The following is a 21,872-nucleotide window of genomic DNA, read 5'->3' on the forward strand; positions in this document are numbered from 1 at the left end:
CGGAAATTAAGGGTGTGTGTCGTTTACCGTGTTTGTACGGTAGGGGTGGCGCCCGGTGGCATACCGGAAAGACCGCACGAAGTGCTTTTCCAGCAGGTATTGCCGGTTTTCGTACCACCCCGCGTCCAGCAGTTGACGGTGTACCTTGGGCAGTCGCCAGCAAGGCACCGCGGGGTAAAAATGATGTTCCAGGTGAAAGTTCGAACCCGCGTGCAGCCAGGTGTTGAGGCGCGAAGTGCGTGAACGCGCTGGCGGCAAGTGCGGGCCTGCGTCGAAAGCATGTTCTTGATAGGCATTGACCGCCGACAGCATGAACGCCACCGCCAGGCTCAAGGAAAACCCCAGCAGCAACCCGTCGATGAGCCACATGGCCAGCCCATAAAGGCTGAGCCATACAACCTGACAGGCGATATTGCAGCGCGCCAGCCATTGCACCTGGGCTGAACTCAACGGCAGCGCCGAGGGATTGCCCAATGGCCCGAACGCCAGGCGCCAGGTGGTCTGCAGATAACGCAGGGTGGCGATCAAGCGCGACAGGGTGATGCGGCTTACCAGTGTGTGGTAACGCGAAAAGAGCCGGTAGTCCGGGTCCTTCGTGCTGTTGCTGTAACGGTGGTGTTGCCAATGGTCTACAAAGTAACCGGTCACACAGAACCCCGGCAGCAGCGAACTGGTGGCAATGCCCAGGTAGCAACTGCGCATGGGGTTCGCACTCAGGTTGAAGTGGAAACCTTCATGCCCAAGGATCGCTTGCAGAAATAACCCGTATCCCGCCAATACCACCAACGGCAAACACACCAGCGTCCACAGGGTGGAAGCTGTGGTCGTCACCCACACAAACAGTGCCAGTGGCAACAGGTACAGGCTCAAGGCGTAGGCGATGATCAGCAAGGACTCCCTCGGCCGGGCCTTGAACAAGGCACGGTCGAGACGGACCTGGGGCTTGGGGTGCAGGTGGCTGGCCATTGGCGACGGCTTACTCGATCAGTTCAGGGTTGAGCACCAGGTGGCCGCCGCGCGTGAGCGTGCGCAGGCGCATGGCGATAAAGCCATCCACCACGCTCGGCACGCTGCGTGCGGTATACATGGCCAGCGTGCCCATGAACGTCAGCCCCCGGTTGCGCAGGCCATTTTTCTGGCAGGCACGTACCAGGCCGTTCGCGGCGGCATCCAGCTTTTCTTCGAGGGACAGCAGGGTCTTGTCACCCCATTTGAAGGTCACCAGGCGTTTGACCGACAGGCCCACACGCTGCGCGGGCAAGTGGATCGCCGTGTCGATGAACCCCGGGTACACCGTGACCACGTCAAGTTCCCCGCGATACTGCATACGCAGCACATCCGAATAAGCGCTCAGCGCACGTTTGCTCGCAGCATAGGCGGCCACGTAGGGTGCATTCACCAGCGCGAACAGTGAGGACACGTTGACCACTTTGCCGCGCTTTCGCAGCAACCCCGGCAGGAACCCCGAAGTCAGTTGCCAAGGCGCGAACAGGTTGACATCCACCGCGCGGGTCACCTCATCGGTGACGCCGGTTTCGCCGCGTTCCAGCGTCAGGGTGCCGGCGTTATTGACCAGAATGTCGATGTCGCCGAAATCGGTGCTGATGGCGCTGATCACGTTGGCCACGGCGTGGCGGTCGCACAGGTCGACTTGATAAAACGCGTCCAGCAGACTGCTGTCTTGCGGTGCGAGGATGTCAAGGCCAATCACGGTGGCGCCCAGTTGCTTGAGTTTGCAGGCCGCTGCGAAACCCAGGCCGCGCGCGGTGCCGGTGATAACAATGGTTTTTCCGAGCAGGTTCATGAGTGCGCTCCGGTCATGCTGAAGGTTGATGCGGACAAGTAGGTGTCAAGGTTGGTCGCCATCGAGATCCTGGCCGGTGGATGAAATTGCAGACCGCGGCAGGCCATCAACCCGTTGGAGCTCAGGTTGCTGGTGATGAACGCCATCCCGCCCAACATGGCGTGAGCCTGGTCGGAGAGCTGGGCAAGGCGTTGCTCGATGCCGTAACGCACCAGCAGCAGACGGGCCAGCACGTTAGGCAAGTCCTGTGGGTTGCGCTCGATATCCAGGGCCGCGCCTTCCAGCGCGCTGATCGCCAATTGCAGGTCGGCTGCCAGGTCCACGCGGTGATGCGCGGTCCAGCGGGCGGCGTCTGTGACCGACTCGATCAGGCCGGCGCAGGCACCCACATAGGATGCGCAAATCAACAGTTCGAACCAGATAAAACCCACGGTTTGCACGTCGCCCAGCTGGTGGGTGTAACCGGCGGAAAACACCATGCGCTCGGGCACCAGCACTTCGTTGAGGCGCACTTCGATGCTTTCAGCGCCGGCCAAGGCGCTGTTCTGCCAGAAGGGATTACGGCTGATGCCCGGCGCAGTGGCCGGAATCAATGCGACCATCAGCTCTTCGCCGCCAGGGGTTTGGCGGATATAGCTGGCGGTGAGCAAGTCCATCGACTGTCCGAGGCAGCAGGGCTTCTTGCTGCCGCTGAGTAACACCCCCTCTGGGGTGTGCACCGCTTGCATGGCCGAGTCGAGAATGCCCGCTCCGCTGGTGCCCTCGGCAAACCCCGAAGACAGCAACAAGCGTTTTTGTGCGACGGCAGCCAGCAACAGGCCTTCGGCGCCGCCACCGTTCTGCGTGAGTGCCAATAAGCTCGCCACGGAAAACTGGTGCATGGTGCTGGCCACTGCCAGCGAGGGCGAGCGGGCCCCCAGGGCGATCTGCACATGCACCGCGTCGAGGATATTCGCGCCCAGCCCGCCGGCTTCGCGGTTGACCAGCAAACCCACCGGGCCATGTTGCTTGAACAGGGCGATGACCTCGCTCTGTGGCGCCTCACGCTGGGCCGGAGGAATGGCCGCCAGACGCTCGTCAAAACCAGGGGCGTAGCGTTGAAGCAGATCGCGTGAGCGATTCAGTAACGACAGTGACATGGTTCAGGCCTTCAAGTAGCTCGCCGGAAACAGGCCGGTGATGATCGAGTGAATGTTGTCCCGGATGGCTTGTTTGGCCACAGGGTCGAGCATGTCCGCGAGCATCGGCAGGCCCAGGTCGAAGCGCGATTTGAAGGAGATGATCGCGTCCTTGCCGTCCGGCAAGACGTGCCAGGTGCCGGAGAAGTGATCGACGTCGCCGGCCATCTGCTCGAAATGAATTTCCCGGGTGTCGGCATTGAAGGTGTCACGCTCCTGCCACTTGAGAATGCCGCTGTGGAAGTTGACCTCCCAGGACGTAAACGACACCTGGTCGCTGACCTTGTTGATGCTGATATCGCGCACCGACTCGCAGAGCTCGACGTAATTGCTGAAATCGCTGATCACCGCAAATACTTCATCAGCGCAGGCATGGGGAATATGGGCCTGCACGTTGACTTCTTGCATGGGGGAAAACTCCATTTAAAGGGATGGCATCGAAGTGGTCAGTGCCTGGGTGAAGCCTTCGATCAACCAGTTGCAATCCTGGGCCGTCAGCAATGGCGACGGCGTCAGCCTTATCACCCGGTGATCATTGAGCGAGTGGCACACAATGATGCGTTGCTCGATCAGGGCCATGACCATGTTGGCGGCAATTGAGGCCTCGGCGAACTCAAAGCCCAACAGCAAACCCGCACTGCGCAGTTGCACACGTTCGGCCCAACCTCTTTGTTGCAACAGCGCGCTGAAGCGGGCGTGCAGGTCCTGGCCCAGTAACCGGGCACGCGCGACCAGGTCTTCTTGCACCATCACTTGCAGCGTGGCCTGCACGGCCGCCATGGCCAGCGGGTTGGCGCCGAAGGTCGAGGTGTGGACCGTAGGGTTGCGATTGAACGGCGCATAGATCGTGGCGCTGGCGACCATGACGCTCACCGGTACGCAACCGCCGGACAGGCTTTTACCTACCAGCATGATGTCGGGCACCACCTGTTCCTGGTCACAGCCCCACCAATAGCCGGTGCGGCCCAGGCCAGATTGGATCTCGTCGATAATCAGCACGGCGCCATACTGATTGCACAGCTCGCGCACACGCCTGAGGTAACCCGATGGCGGCAGAATGACTCCCGCTTCGGCCTGGATCGGTTCGAGGATCACGCAGGCCTTGTCCGGCGATGCGCGTAGTTGCTGCTCAAGTGCGACGCTGTCGCCAAACGGCACGAACTCGCTGTCGCTGAGCAACCCATTGAAGGGTTCTCGGTAGCTCTCGCGGCCGGTGACGGCGAGGGCGCCGAGGGTCTTGCCGTGGAACCCCCCGAAGGTCGACAGCGTACGACGGCAACCGTTGAGGCGCGCGAGCTTCAAGCCGGCTTCGGTGGCCTCGGCGCCTGAATTGCAAAAGAACACATAGTCCAGGTCGCCCGGGCACTGCGCTGCCAGGGCACGTGCTGCAAAGGCCTGTTGCGGGTTGAGCAACAACTTGCTGGCCAAAGCGTTTTGCTGCAGTTGCCGGGTAACCGCTTCCACGACGACCGGGTGGCCATGGCCGAGGAAAAACACGCCATAGCCGCCTGCATCCAGGTATTGACGGCCTTGCTCGTCGTAGATGTAGACGCCACGGCTGGACTGCTCGATCGGCAGGTTCATCAGCGAGGCGAGGCGTGCGTAGCCCGAGTTGACGTGCTGGCGCAGGTATTGGTCGACCTGTGCAGCGTCGAGAGTAGGTTCGATAACAGTGTGGTTCATGCCACGCTCGCTTCTGTGGACGTTGTCACCGGCTGCTTGAGCATGCGCGTCAGAGCCCCCAGCTTGGGTGCCAGGTGGTTGAGCGACAGCAGCAACTCGCGGCCAACATCACGCTGGCTGAACGCCGGCTCGCCGAGTAACTGCGGCAATGAAGTGGGCAGTGGCGTGCGCAGGCAGGCATAGCGGCACAACTGGGTGGCACGGGTCAGGGCAGCCTGGATATTGCCGCTCAGCGCCGGCAGAAATACCGGGCGGATCAACCGTTCGTAAATATCCGGCGCCATGCAGCGTGGCCGTGTGAAGGGTTGCATCTGGGCTTCCATGGATTGGCACATCAGGTCCAGCAGCCCCGTCAGATCCAGAGCCTGTGGGCCGCTGGTGAGAAAGTAGTCGTCGCCGATCAAACGCTGGTGCAGCGCGTTGGCAATCGCTCGGGCCGCGACGTCACGGGCGATCAGGTCCACATAGCCAGCAGGCGGGCAGGGTACGATGGGCAGTACGCCAGACATCATCAGCCCCATGGTCATATGGAAACCCTGAAAGTTGGGCATATGCCCGGTGCTGGCGTCACCGATAATGATGGATGGACGAAAGATCGACACATCGATGCCAGCCGAGCGCACCAGGGTTTCGGCCTGGCGCTTGGCGACTTCGTATGGCGTTTCCGGTTGCACGCCTTCGTAATAGTCGCAAGGGTGGGTAAAGGCGGTGCTGATGTGATACAGCGGCACCTTGGCTTGCTGCACGAAGGCCACGACGTTTTCGGTGCCAAGGTAGTTCACCGAAAAGATCTGATCGATATCACCGTCCAGGCGCGTCACCGCCGCGGCGTGGATCACCCAGTCGACACGCTCAACCAGCGCCGCATAAACGTCGCTGGCCAAGCCCAGGTCAACGCTGCAAATATCACCCTTGAGCACTTCCACTCGGGGATCGCGGATACGGCTCTTGCGCGCCAGGCAGACCAGGTGAAAGTCCTCTGCCAGGCAGTCGATCAGTGACTCACCGAGCACCCCTGAGCCTCCAGTGAGAAGGACGGTTAGTTTTTGCTGTGCTGACATGTAGGGCGCATCCTGCGGATTCATCGAAAGAATTCATGGTGCGTTTCGCCGAATTGCAGGCACAGGTGCCCCGGGCGAACACTCTTCTATTCACTTTCGGTGGCGCTGAGGTGCTCTGGGAGGAGGTGATCAGCGCTTAACGTTGTCGCGAATAAGATGCGATCGATATTGGCGTTTTGATATCAGTGCGTCTTGAACGAAACGCTTGTCTTACGCAAAACCTCAGCGGCGGTGCGCGGCGTCATGCCAATCATGCGGCGCATCATGCGAGCCAGATGCGCCTGGTCGGAGAAACCGCCGTCGGCGGCGGCGTCCGATAAAGTCGAACCGCCGGCCAGGGATTTGGAGGCCCGTTCCAATTTGTTCCAGATGATCCACTGGGAGAGGGAAACCCCCATCTGGTGGGCGGCGACGCAGCGCAACCGGGGGCTGGACAACCCCACCGCCTGGGCAGCGCGACTGACGCAACCTGGGCCGTCGCGGTCCAGGCGCAAAATATTCAGGGCTTTGTGGAGCCTGTGGTCGATCGGCGGGGTAATTGCCAGCAAACGCGAGAGGGCATCGACAAAGTGCGACAGGGATGTACTACGGCGAAAGCACGTCAGCAGTTCATCACTGGCCAGGGCGATGCCATCGTCCTGGAGCAACGCATTGAGTGCACGGCCCAACGCCGTGTCCGGGCTGACATATAAAAACGCTACCGGATGACTCTCCGCCACGGCACGGTGTTCGACGTTGGGACCGATGATCACACCTGCCGCACGGAGCACCCTTCCGGGCAACTCAAGGGTGGCGGGGTGACCTACGCCGATGCACAGTTGGATGGCGACATGGGAATGAGCAGTGTTTTGATCCGCACGGCCAATGTAGCCGGCCCACGAGTCGCCAAAGGTAACGCTGCCATCCCACATTTGAAGTCTTCCTTGACGTGTTGGGTGATTGTTCGACGCGTGCAGGGTAGGCCTGCACAGGTCTGGATTCAAGCGTGACGCTGGGTCGCTGTCTTTTCGTTGCACAGCGAGTGCATATCAAGCCGACTCTTGCTAGAGGCTATCCGGATCCCCGAAAAACATTTTGACTGGGCTCTAGGACGGTATTTTCAGGCGGAAAAAATTCAAATGTGCCCCCAGTTTTGCCCCCAGTGCATCAGGTTCGCGAATGGCGATCTCCGGCAGAGCCAGATGGATTCAGATGGCTTTCAGTAGTTCATAAGTGAAGGGAGGGGGGCTCGCATTGCCTACCTCTCAGTCGGGAATTACCAGCGACGTCGGATAGAGCTGTCTACGGTGCTGCGAATCTTTCAGTCCGACGCTGATTGATCTGCGAACATCTGGATACTTATACAGCCATTGCGCAACCTCCGACGATTTGCACCAAAAATTGTCTCCGTTGTTGTTTACCGCTCCCGTCAATCACGCTAACTTGCGGTAACGCTGGCAGAGTGCTGCTATCGGTCATCCCTGACCAGATCTCACTCGCGCGCACAGCTGCTCAGCTGGTGCCTACCCTTAATCAGGGCGGGATCATTGATCGCGCGCAGCAACCGCAAGAGGATTCTGCGGTTTAGTGTTTGTAGGAAGTGTTATGGATGGCGTGAGCTTCAAGCAGGTAGATCAGTATGCCCTGTGTTGTGTCGAGAATTTTTCTGATGAGCTTAAGCTCGCGCTGAGGGAAAACCTCACCCGTATCTGCCATGGTGCTGATCAGGCCAGCAAGGACAGGGCGATCTACAAATACCCTGCGACGATTAAGCACTTCTGGAACGAGCGCTATTCCAAGAAAACTTGGGAAACCCGGATTGGTATGCTGGGTGAGCTCCTGTCTCACGTCATCATTCTGAAGCTCTTCCCCAACTTCGATGTGGTCTCCCCGTTCTTCAATATGGAAGAGAAGAGTATCCGGAAGGGCTTCGATCTCCTCCTATACGAGACCTCAACCAACAACGTCTGGATCACCGAGGTCAAGTCGGGCGGCAGAGGGGCGGACAAGACTTCTTGCTCGGCCACAAGTGCTCAATTGCGTTTGGCTCGGGATGACCTCAAGAGGCGTTTGGCTGAGCCGGAGCTCAATCACTGGCTCAATGCGATAAATGCCGCGAAAAATGCGATCCACAACAAAGCTAATTACCGGGACTCGGTTATTGAGATCTTGGAGATGGAAGGTGATTTGGCTGAAGAAGACGGGGCGAGTGCTTCGGACAACAATGTGTTTCTGGTCTCTGCCCTGTTCAGCGAAGTGTCCCAGGCTATCGCCGAAAATACCGTGTCAAATTTCACCACCAAGCTGGTAGCTGAAGCTGTGTTCAAAACGGTGTGGGTGCTGTCCCTCCACAAAGGCACCATGGAAAAGCTGGAAGAGTTTTTGAGGCAGGAGGCGGAGCAGTAGCATGGAAGAGCTGACTATCAGGAAACTGGGCAACACCAAGTTCAAGGATCTGTATTTCCAACTCCTCAAGGGAGACGAACTGGGTAACACAGAGATTGTGAAACTTTTGGCGATCGCCGTGCTGCTCCTTAACCACAAGACCCTCGAAATTCGACGTCTCGGCTACCGCATTATCCTGTTTTACGGTAACGCTTCGGGTCAGTACCAGGCGCTGTACGATGTAGCACTCAACAGTGGTCTTCACCCTGTCTCAGCAGTAATCAGCAGCTACTTTTCCGAGGATGATCACCGCAGCGAGTCGTTCATCCGAAACATCGTGGGCAGCTACATCGATACCTTCCGTGATCAAGGCATCGTGCTGACTGAGCAACAGGATGCCCTGCGGACATTTGTTCAGTCGGAGTACCGTAAGTCGTCAGTCGTGGTTGCTCCGACCAGTTACGGTAAATCTGAGCTCATCATCCAATCGGTGAGGGAAAATCCAGGGCAGCGCATCCTGATCCTTGTGCCTTCTAAGGCTCTGCTGGCCCAGACGAAAAAGCGGTTGATCTACGCGGACATTGAGGGGTTGGGCAAGGTGGTGACCCATCCCGAGATGTATTCGGTTGAGCGAAAGAACAGGGCATTTGTCCTGACCCAGGAGCGGCTCAACAGGCTCTTGAACGAGAACGCCGGGCTGAGCTTCGATATGGTCTTCGTCGACGAGGCCCACAACCTGCTGCAGAGCGACCGCAGAAGTGAGTTACTGGCTGCCATGCTGTGCATCCTGGGTGCTCGTAATCCGGAAACATCATTCAAGTTCCTGACTCCCTTCCTATGCGATGAACTCAACGTCCGTGTGCGCTTCCTGGACATGATCCCGAGCGGATTCAAGATCGACGAGTACATCAAGTCTGAGCGCTTCTACATCAGGGATTTTAGGGGAGGGAGGGGCCAGACGAAGCTCAAGCTCTATGACCATTTCCTGAATGACTGGATGGAGTTCGATCGGAGGTATGCAAACTGCTTCGAGCTCATCAAAGGCGAAGCACTGTCCAAAAACATTGTTTACGGCAACAGGAAGAAAAGCATTGAGTCATTTGCGGTTGAACTGGCAGCCGTGCTGCCGCCCGTAGATTGTCCGCTGATCCAGACGGCCTGTGCCGAGCTAGGAGAGCTTTTTGACCGACGCTACAAACTGATCGGCTGCCTGCGCAAAGGCGTTATGTACCACCATGGTTCGATCCCTGACACCATCCGTCTTTACTTGGAGAACCTCTTCAGTAGCTCCAAGCAGATGAGGTTTCTGGTCTGCAACTCCACGCTTCTGGAAGGGGTGAACCTGCCGATCGAACGACTCTTCGTTTTTGATTTTTTCAAAGGGAAGCAAAAGCTGACACCATCTCAATTCAAGAACCTGGTCGGACGCGTCAATCGGTTCAGTGAGGTCTTTGCGCCTGGAGCTAAGGCTGCGTTGAGAAAGCTGGAGTCCAGCATCTACCTGTTGGGCGTAAATGGCTACACACGCGAAAATGCAGCGCTTGAGACTTTCTACGATAAATCCGTCAACGTCTCAAAGGTGGTCAAGGACACTGTCAGCAACGTTCTGCTTGAAGCCACCAAGATCATCGATGGGAAGGTGTCGGTTCTCTATGACGACGCCGTGGCTCGTCTAGAGAATCTGCATCCTGGCGTGGTTAAAGATCGAGAGTGTCGTTACGTTACTACTCAGGTGGGCAAGCTCCTCATCGCGAACAGTGTCAGTGAAATTGACGTGTTCTCAGAGGAGCAGGCTATTGAACGGAAGATCAGGCGAGGCATCGAGGCGAACGGCGTCATCAATACCGTTGACAGGCTGATGCTTGCGATCTCCAAATCGTTCGTCGATCACTTCGACGACAGCCGAGAGTACAGCGACCTGGTGCGTCTCAAGCAAGAGCCTGCCCGGAATTTTTACGCCATGATCCTGGATTGGAAGCTGAAGAAACTCAGCGTCAAGCAGACGATCCGACAGACGCTCGCGTACTGGAAAAAGCTGGTCGAGACTAGCCATAGCGATCACGTATTCGTGGGTAAATGGGGTGATACCAAATATCGCGACAGCAAGTACGAGAACTGGGTAAGAATCTCCCAAAAGGATGACGGCGAGCGTATTAACCTGGCAATCGTCCGTCTCAAGGACGAGAACGATTTCTTCGACAACAAGATTTTCAAGTTCGTCGAGGTGCTGAATGGGGTTGGTGCCCTGGATCCAGGCTTCTACAAACTCATCAAATACGGTACTGCGGATGACACCAAGATCAAGCTCATCCGCGATGGCTACAGCCATGGCCTGGCGGATCTGATGCTCGAACGGTACCCCGAAACTGTGCGTGCGACGCTCGGCGGCGAGATCGAAGTGAGCCCTCGCCTAGTGAACATGATGATTAACAACGAGGAAAGCGATCTGCTGATTTTTGAAGCCAAGATGAACCTCAAACCCATCTGATCGGGAAGACTAAGATGTGATGAGCGGACGTAGAAATTGAGTAATTTGCATCGACCCATTGGCTTTGCGAATCGCCACTGATCTTTATATGAATCGATACAAGGATGTTTGTTGCTTTGGGCTTGATGAGGCTGCGTGCGCATTGCTTGTGATTGGAATTATACTGTTGGCTAAAATTCTTTGGTTTTCACTGGTGAAAAATAGTGCAGCTGATATTCATATTTTTTAAGCCGTATTTTTTCTTCGCATACATAGCGGCATACGGCATATCTCAAAATCTTGAGGGTGTTGGTCTATTTGGCTTATTGAATAATATCCATGATCCGGATTTCCCGCTACCCATACTTAATTTAAGTCCGGTTGCGGGAGTGAAAATAATCGCAGGGCTGTTGTTTGTATTGCTTGCTCCTCTCGTGCTCATGCTTGTTAGAGGTGGATTTATTCTCGGGAAAACGGCGGGAATAACCATGCTCGCAATCGTACTCCTGCCAGGCGTTTTGTCGTTGCTGGGTATATCTATGCCGCTGGTTTTTTTCATCCCGAATGAGTTTCATTTGGGGGCGGGTTATATTGGAGGGTTTTGGAGTAATGGTGCAAGCTTTCTAATTGCATTTATGTGGGGGTGGGCCGCTATTATGATGGTGGCAAATATTTTTAAAAGCCAAAAATTCAAACACGCTTACGATCATTTATGGTGTCTCTTAACACTTGTAGGGTGTATGTATTTGGTTGTGGATTCACAGGCGAAATCTCATGAGGAAAGCAAGGTCCGAACCAATGCAATCATTGGTAAGTATCTAGATTTCTATAATGACAGATATACGGTTTTGAATTCGCTTTGTGAGGCTAACTTGGCGCTTGCTATGCAAGAAAAAAATATTTGCGAAAGGGCGCGGAGTATTTTTAATACATTGCCTCCTGAGATAACGCAGTCGGAACCTGAATTTAGACGATACGGTGACTCTTGGTTGGCGAATATTCCTAGCAAGGATGATATTGAACGTTTGAATTCAAGCGTCTGTTCGCATCGCGATGGCTCGAAGATTTGTCAGGAAACGCCTGTTGAGCTTCTGATAAATAGCCAAGAGCTTGGCGATAAGATACTCATTCCAACGTCTGGACAAACTGAAAGGCTGAGGAGATTATACGGCAAACTTAACTCCGAAGTGGAGAATGTTACTCGCTCAAAAGAACATACGCATTTAAAATATTTTCTATTCTGTGTGATCTGTTTTATTGCTGGAGGTAAGTCTGCAACCTCCTCGATTTCATTTGTTGGTGAGAATAATATGAAGTCGCGGTCTTGGAGTCGAAAGATTGCATTCTCAATATTTTTTAATATTTGGTTTTTTGTCTGGCTCATAAGGGGGAGCTTTGGCCAACCTTCAGCTAGTAAGTTATAGTCTATTTCTGAAACGACATAGCCAAGAGCGGTTAGGCAGAGATTCTGGCGTTGGCAGTATTTCAAAGCCTTGGATGAATACTGGTGGGGGTTAAAATCTATATCCTTCCTGTGCAGGAAGAAGCATACTCAGTTCGAATAATAAAACCTCAAGGGGCAGATGCTCCTTGAGGTTTTATTTATTACTGGATGTTCTGCTTGCGCCAGTTTTCTACAGCAGTCGAGAGGCGGTTATCTTTGGCATTTTTTTGCCATTCATCCCAGAAATTTACCGTACCGCTATTAGGTTTGTTTGCGGGCTCGTCGATCCTGATCCTGCTCGGTAACAAGCTAGCATCACCTACGACCAGGGCTTCACCCGTATCAAGAGTCGGAAGAATGTCGCTGAAGCCGCCAAGGCTGTCAGGAAGCAGACGCTTGATAACACTTTGGTCCTCTGCGTTCGTCAGCCTCATGGAGACGAAGTTACTGCACTGACTGAGCATCGTCTTGTTGACTTCAGACGGGCGCTGGCTGATCACCACCAGGCTTACACCGTATTTTCGACCTTCCTTGGCGATACGTTCAAAGATATCCAGGGAGATATCATCGGCAGAATCGGCCATGTTGCGTTGCGGCATGTAGAGATGCGCTTCGTCACAAAGGAGCGCAATAGGATGACGCATCTCAGAAGGAGTCCACTGCTGAACGGAGAACGTGACTCGCGCAACAAGGGATACGATCAGCGGCAGAACGTCCGACGGCACCTCCGAGAAGTCGATAATCTTAATGCCAGCCTTACCGTTCTCACCAGTGCTGCCGAGCACGGCGCTGGCGAATTTTTCAAGCCAGGTGAAATCCAGAACGTCTCCACCGCCGTTGAACATAAAGCCCAAGCGTCTATCGGAGATCTTGTTTTCAAGCCGAGAGATCATTCGAGCAAGCTTGCCAAAGAAATCGCCCTGCTTTTCACTGCCAGCCTTAGCGCCAGGGACCATCTCGATGTTGATCTCATTCAGTCTGCCCATCAGGAAATCGAGATCAAATGGAACCGGGCTGTCCACTGTGAAGTGTTTCAGCACATCTGTTTGGTCGTTGTCCTCAAGGTACTTTCTTTTCGCCTGGTTAATTTCACGCGCCATGATCATGGCCTGGTTAGGCGCGTTTTGGTCGCTCCGGTCGACAAACATGGAAACGAGCGCTTCGTACGACAGTAGCCAATACGGTAGGTAAAGCACACCTTTATCAAGGGTGCGTCCAGCCTCAACGTCTGCGGGGCCCGCCACTTTGAAGTGCTGAATACCGGCACCAACCAAAGGCAAATATTCGCCATGCAGATCGAAGACAATCGCGTTAGCAGAAGCCAGCCCCGACATCTGCTCAATGATTTTGGCGGTCGTCCAAGACTTTCCGGAGCCGGTGCTTCCGCCAATGAATGCATGGCGCTGGAAGAATTTGTTGCCGTTAAGATAGGCAACAGCATGCTCATCCAAAGTGTATTTGCCGAGTGTCAGGGCGTTACCACCTGCGGCTACGTTAGAGAGTGTGCGCATGAACCCGGTAAGATTGTCACCCTCCAGCGAAAAGCAATTGGCATCAATTTCTGGAACGCTTTCCAGCGTACGGCGAAAAACATTCTCACGTTCTCCATCGCGGTCAAGCATGGTGCCAATTAGAGAGATACGGCACAGGTTCAACTCAGAAGGTTGATCATTGATCCCATCAATTACGAGATCGCCGATGGCCCGCTTCCGTGTCACCTGTGTAATGAGACCGATAAGGTGTTGGCCGATCCTGCTGCTTTGCAGAACGGCCAGATGATTCACCTGCAGGCGCTTGAGCTGGTGGACATTCTCCACTTCCACCATGACAGTTGCGGTATCGACGGAGGCCACTTTGCCAAGCGCTTCTTCATCCTTAAAATTAAAGATCGGCATATTGTTTTCCTACATTATGAGTGACAGATAACCTTCAAGACTCCAGATATTCCTTTCTACCGTCACTGGGGTATCACTCAGAGAGGAGTAGACAATTGATTGGTCGTTTGTTGCGCCGCGCTCGATTGCCAGATAGTTTTGGGCCTTGCCTTCAAGAATTAGTCTTTTGGCAGACTCGGAAAGCGCAAAGGTTATAATTGTGACTGGCGCTTTCTGGCGAAGGCATTTCGCCATGAGCTTCGGCTGGATGTGTTCGTCATTGAAACCGTAGCCAATGCACAGATATGAGCCTGCCTCATTAATGGCCGTATCGGCGTTGTTGATGATGGAACGGAATGGCTCAAGGTGAGTTTTCTGATATTTCTGGCTGCCAGGGGTTACGATCTGAGGCTCATATTTATCAGGTACATCCTGAGTGACCGAGAAGGCAACGGTATCGTTAAGAGGGGACTGGAACCAATCAAGGGATCCATGCACCTTCCAGATATTTACGCGGCGCGCAGCGTTTATTTCCGTCGCAGCTGCAAGCTGGCGGAAATAACCATGCGTGAACCCGGTGTAGTGGTGAATCCGACCCTGATCGCAGGCGTACTCTGCCAACCGATCATAATTCGTAGTCACGATGTTAATAATTTTCAGACTGCTCATGAACATATGTTCAAGCAGCCGACTCAGGGGGAACATCGAATTGTTCTGGAGGCTATCCTGAAAGATTTTGCTGTCTTCAGAGTTTATCAGCGCCCAAGTTGACTTGATGATTCTTGCCGTGAGCGTGTTAGAAGCATCGATCTGGTGCAGGGCTGCCTCCAAGTCGACATTATCCTTCAGCAACTGACAGAATTTGGCCCACGCGTCGATCTCGGCAGTGTTCAATCCTGAAATGTCCGTATTTTCGACCAAGTGGTTCGCCAATGCCCACATTCCAGACACGCCATGTGCAGCGGACGCGCCGCTGCCCAGAATGATGACGGGGGCCTTACCATAGTAGTCCTGCGCCTGTTTTTGATAATTTAGGTCTGACAAGGCTCTGTCCCTTGCTGTCTGCAACAGCCCAAATGAAAATTTCTACTTTTGCTTCAATAATGAAGACTGCCCGGTTTATTTTCGGCTCTGTAACGAGCCGCTTGGCAAAGTGGGCCGGCTTTTTCGTACGTATGGTTGGAGCTGACTTCCACAGCTTGTGCTTGTCCGAAATAATTGTTACCAGCGAGGTAGTCCAACGTTTGCTGGAAAGCTGCTCGAGTCAGCGCCAACTGCGAGTCTTCCAATCCGGTCTCAATCACAACGCGATTTGCATCAACGGTCGTGATTCGGAAACGGGCGCTACGCGACGGTATTTGCAGTTCCTTGCCTTGCAGACGGCTGGTTAATGCCCAGAGAGTGTTGTCGACCTGAATGATATGCTGCATGGGATAATTCCTCCGTTGCTGAACGGACGCTAGCTTTAACTTGAAGCGACTTATGGAATCTTGATCCCCAACGCATTCAGCGATGGTGTATCCATCCGGCCATTCACGGTCAGCCCACTGTCCATCTGAAAGGCCATCAACGCACCACGTGTCGCCTTGCCCATCACCCCATCAATGGTGCCTTGGTAATACTGGCGCACCATCAGCGCGGTCTGCACACGGGTGACCAGGTTGCTTTTCTGCTCATTGGTCGCGCGGCTCTTTGAAGTGCTCGAACTTGTCCCGCTGGTAGTGCCAGACGACCGATAAAGGCTGCTGCTGCTTGGGATGCTGCTCGAAGCACTCGGCGCGCTGTAGCTTCGGGTGCTGGTAGCGGGTGGGCTGTAGTAGCGAGGTGCGCTATAGCCACCCGAGCCGCTGTAGTGAGAACTGTGCGAACTGTGGGACCGGTGAGAACTGTGCGAGCGATGTGCCGCATAGATGTTGACGGTGTTTGGCGCATTGAGCGTATCGGCAAATACCGGGGGCTGTAGCTTGTCGGGGGGTTGCCAGTTCGCATCCGCGAGCGACAGATGGCCCGCCTGTGCCAGGGTGGTACTTGCCATTGGCAGCAGGCTGATCCCACTGATGAGGACTTTCCAGCGATCGAGCAATTTCACTGTGCACTCCTTGCATAGGCGCTAAAGGCCTCGGTCGATAGTAGTTGTACGCCGCGGCTCTGCCAGCGGTCGGTGTGGGATTTGAAGAAGCCAGAGCAATGTTTGACGGCAGCGCATTGCTGGCAGGTATCGATGAACAGGTTCTTCCAGTCCGAGATGCTCTGGCGGGCGAAACGCGAGAGGTGGGCCGGGATCAGGCACAGGGGCAAGTTGTAGATCGAAACCGGCACTCCGCGGTTGAACAGGAAATACACGGCCTGGCTCAACGACTCCTGATAGTCCAGCGGGTCAATCCACAGTTCTTCATAGTGCTTCCTGGCCAGGCCGGTACTCTCGATACCCATCAGCGCAACATGCCGCACGAAGGGCAGGTTCCTGAACACGTAGTGGGCAAGTTCTGGCAAGCGTGGCGTGGTCAGGCGATTGAGCACCACGCGTATCTCGATGATCTGGTTGGCACGCGCCAGGTTGTAAAGACCTTGCAGGGTTTCGCTAAACGCGCCGGGAGCCTGCACCACATGATCATGGTCTTCGGCATTGTCGGCATACAGCGGAATACCCCAGCTCAACTGAGGGTGGTCGATAGTAGAGAGTGCTTGGATCCAGCTCGGATCTTTGAACAGGCGCCCATTGCTGAGCACATGAATGGATTTCTGCGGCAAAACGGCTTTGCACTTGGCCAGAGTTTCGAGTAGGCCGTCGCGATAGAGTGTTGGCTCGCCGCCGCTGATGCCCAAGTTTTCCTCGCCCGGGTCCATCAGGTCGATCAGCCGAAGGTTTTCCTCGATGTGCCAACGGTCATCGATATCTTTGGGTGGCTGCGAGCACATCAGGCAGAGGCTGTTGCAACGATCGGTCATGAACAGCAGGTTGCTGTCCGAGCCTCGTCGATACAGCACTCGCACCAAAGCGTTGCCTGGTGTGATGGCAATGACATCGCCGGGCTGCACGACATCCGCATCTTTGGGTGTGTGCAGGTGTAGCCGCTCGCTGTCGAAGTCGCCAATCAATGGCTCTGGGGTCAGGAATCCACCCACGGGCAATGAAAGCAGGTTCGGGCTCCGTAGCCGTTCTTGGTTTGGCAGCCAAAGCAGCAGCTCACCGACCTCAGCGTTTCCGGCACATACAGCCAGGCCTTGTTCGATAAACTCATCCAGGGTGATGACTTTGAGCAGCTTTGGCTCATTCAGGTGATGGATTTCGAAATGGGTGTCTTTGCGCAGCATCGCCATCAGCCCCTGTAACCCGGGAACCGAACATCGCTGTAGGAGCGCCTGTTCAACCAGGACAACAGCACCCTCTGCGCGTTGTCGTCGCCATCGCGAAGCAGGCCGAATAAATGCTTCAGCAGTCCCATGTTTTTCTTGCAGAAGCTGCTGAACACCCGGTGTCCGATTGGGTCGCCTTGGCGCGCATAGTGTTCGATGGGGTCTGCGCCGCAGTAGGGGACCAGTGCGCAGTCCGAGCAGCCCGGCAGTGCCTCCGCAACACCACTGGCAAGCAATGCCTCCATGACGGGCGATGCCAGTAGTTCAGACAAGTGTTGCTGTACGGTGCCGAGCCTCAAGCTATCTTCACCCATCTCCAGCAACATTCGGGCTTCGTCCGAGGGATAGACATAACCGTCATAGTTGTAAACCAACGCCGCAGTACCTGCGCCAGCAGGGGAGCGCAGGTCCACATAGCCGGAGGAGAAGGGCGTGAGGATGTTCTTCAGCAGCAGGCTCGTGTAACTCTCCGACAGGTACACGCCCTGCTGGTTGATACGCAGCAAATAGTCCAGTGCCTTCTTGTAGAAGGCCAGGTATCGCTCAATCGGATAATCAAGTCGATGGGCACTCTTGGTGGCAAACCCATAAGGGCTCAGAGGCCGAAGCGAGATGCCGGAGAAGCCCTGGCTTACATACTCATCGATGATCGCTTCAGGTTGTTCGAGGCTTCTTGAAGTCAGCGTGGTCAGCGCGGAAACTGCATCATGGCCAAGGCGCTCACGGACCCACTGGATGCCTTTTACAGTGCGTTCGTAGGAGTCTCGTGACGGGGTAGGGCGGTTGGCATTGTGCAAGGGCGCGGGCCCATCGAGCGAGGTCGAAAACTGGATGCGATTTTTTTCTGCGAAGTCGAGTATTTCCTCCGTCAGGTGGTGCAGCGTGGTGGTGATGACGAACTGGATATCCCGTTGTTCGACCACGTTCCGTTCAACGACCCATTCGACAATCTGGCGGACGCGCTCGAAGGCCAGAAGCGGCTCGCCACCCTGAAACTCCACAGTCAGGGCGGGAGCATTCGATTCGAACAGGCGATCGACCGCCGCCTGTGCATCCGCTTCCGACAGGTCGTGGCCGGATCCTCCCAGAGGGGCCCGCGACACCTGGCAGTACTGGCAGGTGTGGTTGCAGCGCAATGTAACCACGAACAAGTGCAGTGCAGGGCCCTGGAAGATGAAGTCCTTGCGGCTGCGATACTGCGCGGCCATTTCTGGGAACGGGTCGTGGCGGCCGGGTTCGTAGATGAAGTGGCGGGCCAGCAGGTCCTTGTAAAAAGGCGTACTTGCTTGAACGTCGAAGTAACTGAGGGCTCGTAATTGCGCGTCGTTCACGTGCATGTACTCACCGGTATCGGAGGTGAGTAGGATGTCACGGTCATGTCCCGTGTTCATGCGCATGAATCGAAAAGGCAGCAAGCGGTAGTGCTTGGCGTCTGTCGCAATCAGTGTCACTGCGAAACCCCACATCCAGCGAGCGCGGCTCGGGCCAGGACTTCGCGCAACCCTGCTGTTTCGCGGTTTATATGGTCGCGTAGGGCGAAGTCGTTCAGATGCTGGAGGATCAGCGAGTGAGCCTGCTCCGGGGAAAGCGTTAGCCTTGCTTCAGCGGGGTGGGCCGTGATGCTTATCTGATTGGTTTCAATACCGACCTGGATCGCGACAGTGTCGGCCAGGGAATAAGCGGCGCGTTTCACCACGCTGAGCGGGTAGACTGCGCTGTCGAGTTTCAGCGTGACTGGCCATGTCATCGGAACCGATCCTTCAAATCCGTTGGAAACGTGTGGATTTTGCAGGTTGCCGAGGCATTATGCCATCATAATTTTTTACATTTGCACGCATTTGTCCAGCGTGGTGGGTGGTGCGCTCACTACGGCTCGGCCATTGATACGGGGTAGGGCCGAGGGTTCATATCTCCCTCAGTTCACCCATCCTCATCAATAGCCTGCTTGGCCTCAGGCTGGGGGCATTCTTTTCAAACCAGCATACCCTCAGATTTGCCCCCAATGTAGCAATCCACTGGAAGTGAATGGATCTCCATGGCCTATGAAAAGCCAGAAATGATCAGCTAAACAACCTGCCCGACAAAGCCTAAAGACTCTCAGGATCCCCGAAAAACATCTGAATCCGCGACCTCAACCACCGCTCCCCCGGATCATTATCCTGCGACCCCCGCCATGCCATATGCAGCTCAAACGAGCGCACGGGCAGCGGCGGGTCTTCGGCGCGCAACCCTCCCGCCGCGGTCAACGCTTCAGCCGCATAATCCGGCACGGTGGCCAGAATGTCGGTACCCGCCAGCAAGGTGCCAAGCCCGTTGAACTGTGGCACGGCCAGTACTACGTGGCGTTTGCGGTCGAGTTTCTCCAGCTCTTCATCAATAAACCCGCTCAGGTCGCCGGCGAATGACACCAATGCATGGGGGCGTGAGCAGAAGTCGTCCAGGCTCAGCGAGCCGGGCACGCTGTCGGCGCGCAGCAGTTTTGGCAGGCTGCGCCGCAGTACCTTGCGCTTGGCATTGGCCGGCAGGTCGGCGGTGTAACTGACGCCGATGGAGATTTCACCGGAGGCGAGCAGACTGGGCATCAGGATGTAATTGACGCGGCGTACCACCAGCACAATGCCGGGGGCTTCGGAACGCAGGCGTTTGAGCAATTGCGGAAGCAGGGCAAATTCCACGTCATCGGACAGGCCGATGCGGAACACGGCGGTGCTGGTGGCGGGATCGAATTCGGCGGCGCGGCTGACGGCGGTGGAAATCGAGTCCAGGGCCGGGGAGAGCAGGGCGAAGATTTCCACGGCGCGGGCCGAGGGTTCCATGCTGCGCCCGGTGCGCACGAACAGCGGGTCATCGAACAGCCCACGCAGGCGCGACAAGGCCGCGCTGATGGCCGGCTGGCCGAGGAACAATTTCTCGGCCGCGCGGGTCACACTGCGCTCATGCATCAAGGTTTCGAATACGATCAAGAGGTTAAGGTCGACACGACGCAGGTCGTTACGGTTCATCTTGTGTCCTGGAAGAGTCTGCAAACTTGATGTGAGCGGTCACACAGGAACCCATAAGGTCCTATTCAGAAGCATGACCGGCATGAATCTTACGGGGAAAGGCTGGTACTCTGCACCGGCTAATTGATTTTTCCTACGATAGTTGAGGTCTGCTCCTCCTTCGCGGAATCAATGACAGGCATGTCGACTATTAATGGCGACCGGTGGTCTTACCTGGAAAGCCCAGATAAAGTTCATGGCATTAGAGGTTACTTTGACGAGGTTTGCGATGTCCCGCACGATCCGTTTTCACAAGTTTGGTCCGGCCGAGGTGCTCAAATGCGAAGAGCATGCAGCCGCGCAGCCCGCACCGGGCGAAGTGCAGGTGCGTGTCGAGGCAATTGGCATCAGCTGGTACGACATTCTGTGGCGCCAGAACCTGGCGTCTTCCCATGCGCGCTTGCCTTCGGGCCTTGGTCATGAAATGGCCGGTGTTGTTGTCGCCCTCGGCGATGGCGTGGATGACTTGGCAGTGGGCGACAAGGTGGCCAGTTTTCCGGCCGAGAGCCCCAATGATTACCCGGTGTACGGCGAGCAGATCGTCCTGCCCCGTTCGGCGCTGACCCGTTACCCGGATGTCTTGAGCCCGATTGAAGCCAGCGTGCACTACACGCCGTTGCTGATTGCCTACTTTGCCTACATGGATCTGGCGCGGGTCAAACCGGGGCAGTTTGCCTTGGTGACCGATGCCAGCCATTGTTCCGGCCCATCGTTTGTACAACTGGGCAAGGCCTTGGGTGTGCGGGTGATCGCCGCTACCAAAGACAGTGCCGAGCGCGAATACCTGCTGTCCCTTGGGGCAGAAAAAGTCATCGTCACCGAAGAACAAGACCTGCTCATGCAGATCAACAAGTTCACCGATAACCGTGGCGTGGACGTGGTATTCGATGGCCTGGGTGGCCCGCAGATGTCGCTGCTCGGTGATGTGCTGGCACCGCGTGGCAGCCTGGTGCTGTATGGCCTGCAAGGCGGCAACCAGACGCCGTTCCCGGCCTGTGCGGCGTTCCAGAAGAACATTCAGTTCTTCGTGCACTGTATCGGCAACTTCACGGGCAAGCCGGAACTGGGCATCATCCAGGACCAGGTGGCAGTGCAGCGCGCCTTGCGTGAGATCAACCAACTGACGGCCGATCGGGTGCTGGTCCCACTGAAAACCACGGTGTTTCCGTTCGGTAAGTTCGTCGAAGCACATCGATACATGGACGAATGCCCGTGTCGCGAGCGTGTGGCGTTGCAGGTTGAAGCTGTTTGAGCTGTAGGAGTATTCGTAAATGAATACGTTGGCGTCTGGGCCTATGAGGCAAATGCGCCATTTGACAGGGCTTAACCCGCATCGGGGTTGAGCCGCCGCGAGGGTGTTGCGCCCTGCAAACAATACCTTTTTTCCTTACGCCGCCCTGAATTCCAGCGCGGCGCTGTTGCGTGCGCGCCAAAAAAGTTCGGTCGCCTGCCCATCTGAACTGCTTTCAGGCGTTGTTCTGTATCTGTTAATCATTATTTGAGTGCCGATAATTGTGTCTTCGCTGTCATCTCAAGGATTGAGCAATGATTGAATACCTGACATTAACGTCTCGCACCTCTGAAACTAGCGATGCACGG

The 21,872-nt window shown here is 55.7% G+C and carries 19 protein-coding genes; 4 read left to right on the forward strand and 15 right to left on the reverse strand.

The genetic code is table 11. The annotated features are described in order from the left end of the window. Positions 1–6 precede the first annotated feature (6 nt). From LJX92_RS12720 to LJX92_RS12750, 7 genes are all read right to left on the reverse strand, one after another. Positions 7–966 carry a fatty acid desaturase family protein gene (locus LJX92_RS12720; protein ID WP_032875159.1) on the reverse strand — a complete coding sequence of 320 codons (960 nt, stop codon included), beginning with the start codon at positions 964–966 and terminating at the stop codon, positions 7–9. A 10-nt stretch (positions 967–976) separates the two neighbouring features. Further along, entirely contained in the window at positions 977–1,804 is an 828-nt protein-coding gene (locus LJX92_RS12725; protein ID WP_032875162.1) for an SDR family NAD(P)-dependent oxidoreductase, read from the reverse strand. Then, positions 1,801–2,943 (reverse strand): acyl-CoA dehydrogenase family protein, encoded by a 1,143-nt coding sequence (locus LJX92_RS12730; RefSeq protein ID WP_032875165.1) that lies wholly within the window; start codon positions 2,941–2,943, stop codon positions 1,801–1,803. Before LJX92_RS12730 ends, LJX92_RS12725 begins: the two co-directional genes overlap by 4 nt. 3 nt (positions 2,944–2,946) lie before the next feature. Beyond that, complete coding sequence (locus tag LJX92_RS12735; RefSeq protein ID WP_032875168.1) at positions 2,947–3,390, reverse strand: type II toxin-antitoxin system RatA family toxin; 444 nt, start codon at positions 3,388–3,390, stop codon at positions 2,947–2,949. Positions 3,391–3,405: 15 nt separating this feature from the next. Beyond that, positions 3,406–4,665, reverse strand: a complete 1,260-nt coding sequence (locus tag LJX92_RS12740; protein ID WP_228309849.1) for an aspartate aminotransferase family protein — start codon at positions 4,663–4,665, stop codon at positions 3,406–3,408. Then, positions 4,662–5,678, reverse strand: coding sequence for an SDR family oxidoreductase (locus tag LJX92_RS12745; RefSeq protein ID WP_416309139.1), 1,017 nt, complete (start codon positions 5,676–5,678; stop codon positions 4,662–4,664). Before LJX92_RS12745 ends, LJX92_RS12740 begins: the two co-directional genes overlap by 4 nt. A 230-nt stretch (positions 5,679–5,908) precedes the next feature. Further along, on the reverse strand, positions 5,909–6,637 hold the full coding sequence (locus LJX92_RS12750; RefSeq protein WP_228309851.1) for a helix-turn-helix domain-containing protein: 729 nt from the start codon (positions 6,635–6,637) through the stop codon (positions 5,909–5,911). Between the two features lie 673 nt (positions 6,638–7,310). Between LJX92_RS12750 and LJX92_RS12755 the strand changes: the two genes are divergently transcribed. The 3 genes from LJX92_RS12755 (at position 7,311) to LJX92_RS12765 (ending at position 11,981) form a co-directional block, all read left to right on the forward strand. Further along, on the forward strand, positions 7,311–8,111 hold the full coding sequence (locus tag LJX92_RS12755; protein WP_032875176.1) for a hypothetical protein: 801 nt from the start codon (positions 7,311–7,313) through the stop codon (positions 8,109–8,111). Position 8,112: 1 nt separating this feature from the next. Then, positions 8,113–10,578 (forward strand): DEAD/DEAH box helicase, encoded by a 2,466-nt coding sequence (locus LJX92_RS12760; protein ID WP_228309852.1) that lies wholly within the window; start codon positions 8,113–8,115, stop codon positions 10,576–10,578. Positions 10,579–10,781: 203 nt separating this feature from the next. After that, a complete protein-coding gene (locus LJX92_RS12765) occupies positions 10,782–11,981 on the forward strand; it encodes a hypothetical protein (protein ID WP_228309853.1) in 1,200 nt (399 codons plus the stop codon). 181 nt (positions 11,982–12,162) lie between these two features. Here the strand turns inward: LJX92_RS12765 and LJX92_RS12770 are convergent, their stop codons facing one another. The 8 genes from LJX92_RS12770 to LJX92_RS12805 form a co-directional block, all read right to left on the reverse strand. Next, positions 12,163–13,896 (reverse strand): ATP-binding protein, encoded by a 1,734-nt coding sequence (locus LJX92_RS12770; RefSeq protein WP_032875185.1) that lies wholly within the window; start codon positions 13,894–13,896, stop codon positions 12,163–12,165. A gap of 9 nt (positions 13,897–13,905) precedes the next feature. Further along, positions 13,906–14,919 (reverse strand): SIR2 family protein, encoded by a 1,014-nt coding sequence (locus LJX92_RS12775; RefSeq protein ID WP_032875188.1) that lies wholly within the window; start codon positions 14,917–14,919, stop codon positions 13,906–13,908. A gap of 53 nt (positions 14,920–14,972) precedes the next feature. Beyond that, positions 14,973–15,305: a hypothetical protein gene (locus LJX92_RS12780; protein ID WP_032880944.1), complete on the reverse strand. Its 333-nt coding sequence runs from the start codon at positions 15,303–15,305 to the stop codon at positions 14,973–14,975. A gap of 50 nt (positions 15,306–15,355) precedes the next feature. Next, positions 15,356–15,964, reverse strand: coding sequence for a His-Xaa-Ser repeat protein HxsA (gene hxsA / locus LJX92_RS12785; RefSeq protein WP_228309854.1), 609 nt, complete (start codon positions 15,962–15,964; stop codon positions 15,356–15,358). Further along, positions 15,961–17,196 carry a His-Xaa-Ser system radical SAM maturase HxsC gene (gene hxsC / locus LJX92_RS12790; protein WP_228309855.1) on the reverse strand — a complete coding sequence of 412 codons (1,236 nt, stop codon included), beginning with the start codon at positions 17,194–17,196 and terminating at the stop codon, positions 15,961–15,963. The genes hxsA and hxsC overlap by 4 nt, the downstream gene beginning before the upstream one ends. Next, positions 17,196–18,683 carry a His-Xaa-Ser system radical SAM maturase HxsB gene (gene hxsB, locus LJX92_RS12795; protein ID WP_228309856.1) on the reverse strand — a complete coding sequence of 496 codons (1,488 nt, stop codon included), beginning with the start codon at positions 18,681–18,683 and terminating at the stop codon, positions 17,196–17,198. Before hxsB ends, hxsC begins: the two co-directional genes overlap by 1 nt. After that, a complete protein-coding gene (gene hxsD / locus LJX92_RS12800; RefSeq protein ID WP_228309857.1) occupies positions 18,680–18,979 on the reverse strand; it encodes a His-Xaa-Ser system protein HxsD in 300 nt (99 codons plus the stop codon). The genes hxsB and hxsD overlap by 4 nt, the downstream gene beginning before the upstream one ends. Before the next feature lie 340 nt (positions 18,980–19,319). Further along, positions 19,320–20,234, reverse strand: coding sequence for a LysR family transcriptional regulator (locus tag LJX92_RS12805; RefSeq protein WP_032875232.1), 915 nt, complete (start codon positions 20,232–20,234; stop codon positions 19,320–19,322). 268 nt (positions 20,235–20,502) lie between these two features. Between LJX92_RS12805 and LJX92_RS12810 the strand changes: the two genes are divergently transcribed. Further along, on the forward strand, positions 20,503–21,525 hold the full coding sequence (locus tag LJX92_RS12810) for a zinc-dependent alcohol dehydrogenase family protein (protein ID WP_005788465.1): 1,023 nt from the start codon (positions 20,503–20,505) through the stop codon (positions 21,523–21,525). Positions 21,526–21,872: the final 347 nt, after the last annotated feature.

It is taken from the genome of Pseudomonas sp. HN8-3 (assembly GCF_020790195.1).
GTDB classification, from domain to species: domain Bacteria; phylum Pseudomonadota; class Gammaproteobacteria; order Pseudomonadales; family Pseudomonadaceae; genus Aquipseudomonas; species Aquipseudomonas synxantha_A.